Genomic DNA, 2,673 nt, shown 5'->3' with positions numbered 1-2,673 from the left:
ATCTTTTCAGGGCGTGGCACTTCTGATCATCTTCATCAACCATGTCGGCGGGAATCCGCTGGCCAAATTGATGCCCGCCCGGTTCGGTCCATCGGATTCGGCCGAGATCTTCGTCTTCATCTCCGGCTACGCCATCGCGCTGGCTTATGGGCCGGTCCTGGCGGAGCGCGGCTTCGCCGCCTGCCAGCGCAAGGCGCTCGACCGCTGCCGTCAGCTGTGGGTGGCCAACATCCTGACCATGCTGGTCAGTGCGCTGGTGGTGGCGCTTGCCGTCCATGTCGGCGATTTGCCGATGGAGGCATCGAACCGGTTGCAGAGCTTCGCACCGCTGTTCGACACCCCGGTCACGGCGATGGCGTGGACTCTGGTGCTGATGTATCTGCCTTTCGCCTTCGACATCCTGGCGCTCTACATCCTGCTGGTGGCGGTGGCACCGCTGTTCCTGTGGGCCCATGCGCGCTTCGGCTATGCGGCAGTCGCACTGTCGGTGGTACTTTATCTGGTCGCCCAGGCCACCCCCGGGCTGATCCCGCCCAACCTGTGGGACGAGGACTGGAACTTCAGCCCGCTGGCCTGGCAATGCGTGTTCTTCCTCGGCACCAGCTTGGCCCTGGCGGTGCGCAGCGGCCGGGTCCGGCTGCCGCGGTCGCGCTGGCTGCTGGGCGGGGTGCTGGCGTTGTTGGGCGGCATGGCGCTGTGGAAGTTCGCGGCATCCGACCTCGGTGAGGCGCTGACGCCGGTGGCGCTGCGGGACTGGCTGCCGGACGAGACGATCCCCTGGACCGACAAGGACACGCTGGGACCGATGCGGCTGGTGCATTTCCTGGCGCTGGCCTGCGCGGCGGCACTGCTGGTGCCGCGGGATGCGGGATGGCTGCGCTCCGCCCCCGCCCGCCTGCTGGTCGCCTGCGGCCGCCATTCGCTGCCGGTCTTCTGTGTCGGTGTGGTGTTGTCCATTGCCGGCTCCGCCCTGCTGGTGGTCGAGAGGAGTGCTCCGATGGTCCTGACGGTGAATCTGGTCGGGACGGCCGTGCTGCTGGCGCTTGCGCTGGTGCTGGAGCGGCGGCGGGTCCGCCGGCAGCCGGTCAGGCAGCCGGCTGCTCCATCCGCCGCTGCGGTGCCGGAAACGCCCTGAACGGAGGCTCTGCTACGGCTGGGCGTCTTGAATCCTGCGGCGGGTGAGCGCATAATTCGACCATGCAAGTCAACCCGGCCATACCGTCCTACCAGACGTTGAAGCCAACCCCGCAGCTGACGCCCGCGGCGCAGGTCGCCATGTCGCCGGCGGTTCAGGCGGCGCAACAGACCGCCCCGTCGGTGCGCACGCAGACGGCAACCGCCCCCCAGGCGGCCGGCAAGTCCGACCATACCCGCGACGCCCGCACCGCAACCCAGGGCAACCAGTCCATCGATACCGCCGCCGGAGCGCTCGGTGCGCGGGTGAATGGCCAGGGCTACCAGCCGCGCGGCTCGCTGCTGAACCTGTCAGTCTAGGCAAACCGAAGCAACCATCCTCCCGATCAGGGGAAAGGCCGCAAGCGGCGCGGCGGATCCACGCTTTTGCCGGCCGATGCATTTCCCATTTCCCAAAATAAACAGGGCCTTCCTCCCATTCCGGAGAAAGGCCCTGTTTAACCCGGCCGGGCTGGGAACTATTACTTCAGCTCGTCCATCGTGTCGATGACCTGGCTGACGATGCCGTATTCCTTGGCCTCGTCGGCCAGCATCCAATAGTTGCGGTCCGTGTCCTTGGCGACTTTTTCGAACGGCTGCCCGGTCTCACGCGCGATGATCTTGTTCAGACGCTCGCGCATGCGGATGATTTCCTTCGCCTCGATGGCGATGTCCGTCGCCCGGCCGCCCGTTCCGCCCAGCGGCTGATGGATCAGGAAGCGGGTGTTGGGCAGGCAGAAGCGGTCTTCCTTGTTCGCCGCCAGATAGATGTGGCAGCCGGCGCTGGCGACCCAGCCCGTGCCCAGCATCTTCACCCGCGGCTTGATGAAGCGGATCATGTCGTGGATGGTGTCGCCCGCCTCGACATGGCCGCCCGGCGAATTGACCACGACGGTGATGTCGTCGTCGCTCTCATGCGCGAGCGCCAGCAGCTGAGCCGACACGACCTGCGCCAGCTTCATGTCGATCTGACCGAAGATCAGGACCGTGCGCGCCTTGAACAGGCTCTGCTGCACGGCGGCGAACTGCGGCTGGGCGCTTTCCTTCGACTTCTCGTCCGGTTCCTTTTCGGGTTCGTCGTCGAACCGGGTGTATCCGACCTGCGCCATTGATGTTCTTCTCCCTGGTATCGGAAGCGGGGTATCGGGACCGGGATTCGCCGCCGGAGGAATGCCCCGACTGCTGTCCCGCTGCCGCATGCGCCTTGCCTGCTTCACCACATAGCCCGTCCGGGCTTCATGTTCAACGTCCGGCGGGCCAAAATCGATGGAGCCGGTTGCGCTTCCGGTGTCGCACCGCCACACTTCACCGCCGAACACTGAGTGCAGTTGGGCAGGGGGTGCGGTGGAATGTCCGAAAGCGGTGCGAAGCAGGGCGTTTCGGTCATCATCGCGGCCCATCGCGCCCACGACACCATTGCCCGTGCGGTGCAAAGCCTGCTGGAGCAGGCCTTAAGGGGTGGGAGGCGGTGATCGTCAGCGATGACGGCACCGACTCCGC

The 2,673-nt window shown here is 66.2% G+C and carries 4 protein-coding genes; 3 read left to right on the top strand and 1 reads right to left on the bottom strand.

Annotated elements, in window-relative coordinates; all coding sequences use genetic code 11:
- Both I71_RS02360 and I71_RS02355 read left to right on the top strand, forming a co-directional pair.
- A partial coding sequence (locus I71_RS02360) for an OpgC family protein (protein WP_083896927.1) occupies positions 1 to 1,135 on the top strand: 1,135 nt, incomplete at its 5' end.
- 62 nt (positions 1,136 to 1,197) lie between these two features.
- Complete coding sequence (locus I71_RS02355; protein WP_042689820.1) at positions 1,198 to 1,494, top strand: hypothetical protein; 297 nt, start codon at positions 1,198 to 1,200, stop codon at positions 1,492 to 1,494.
- 161 nt (positions 1,495 to 1,655) lie between these two features.
- Here the strand turns inward: I71_RS02355 and I71_RS02350 are convergent, their stop codons facing one another.
- Positions 1,656 to 2,282 carry an ATP-dependent Clp protease proteolytic subunit gene (locus I71_RS02350; protein WP_042689815.1) on the bottom strand — a complete coding sequence of 209 codons (627 nt, stop codon included), beginning with the start codon at positions 2,280 to 2,282 and terminating at the stop codon, positions 1,656 to 1,658.
- A gap of 240 nt (positions 2,283 to 2,522) precedes the next feature.
- Here I71_RS02350 and I71_RS40435 point away from each other — a divergent pair, with 240 nt between their 5' ends.
- Positions 2,523 to 2,645 carry a hypothetical protein gene (locus I71_RS40435; protein ID WP_280109835.1) on the top strand — a complete coding sequence of 41 codons (123 nt, stop codon included), beginning with the start codon at positions 2,523 to 2,525 and terminating at the stop codon, positions 2,643 to 2,645.
- Positions 2,646 to 2,673: the final 28 nt, after the last annotated feature.

It is taken from the genome of Azospirillum sp. B506 (genome assembly GCF_000333595.1).
Lineage (GTDB): Bacteria > Pseudomonadota > Alphaproteobacteria > Azospirillales > Azospirillaceae > Azospirillum.
The sequence above is the reverse complement of the archived record's forward strand: the minus strand, read 5'-3'. Positions and strand labels throughout refer to the sequence as shown.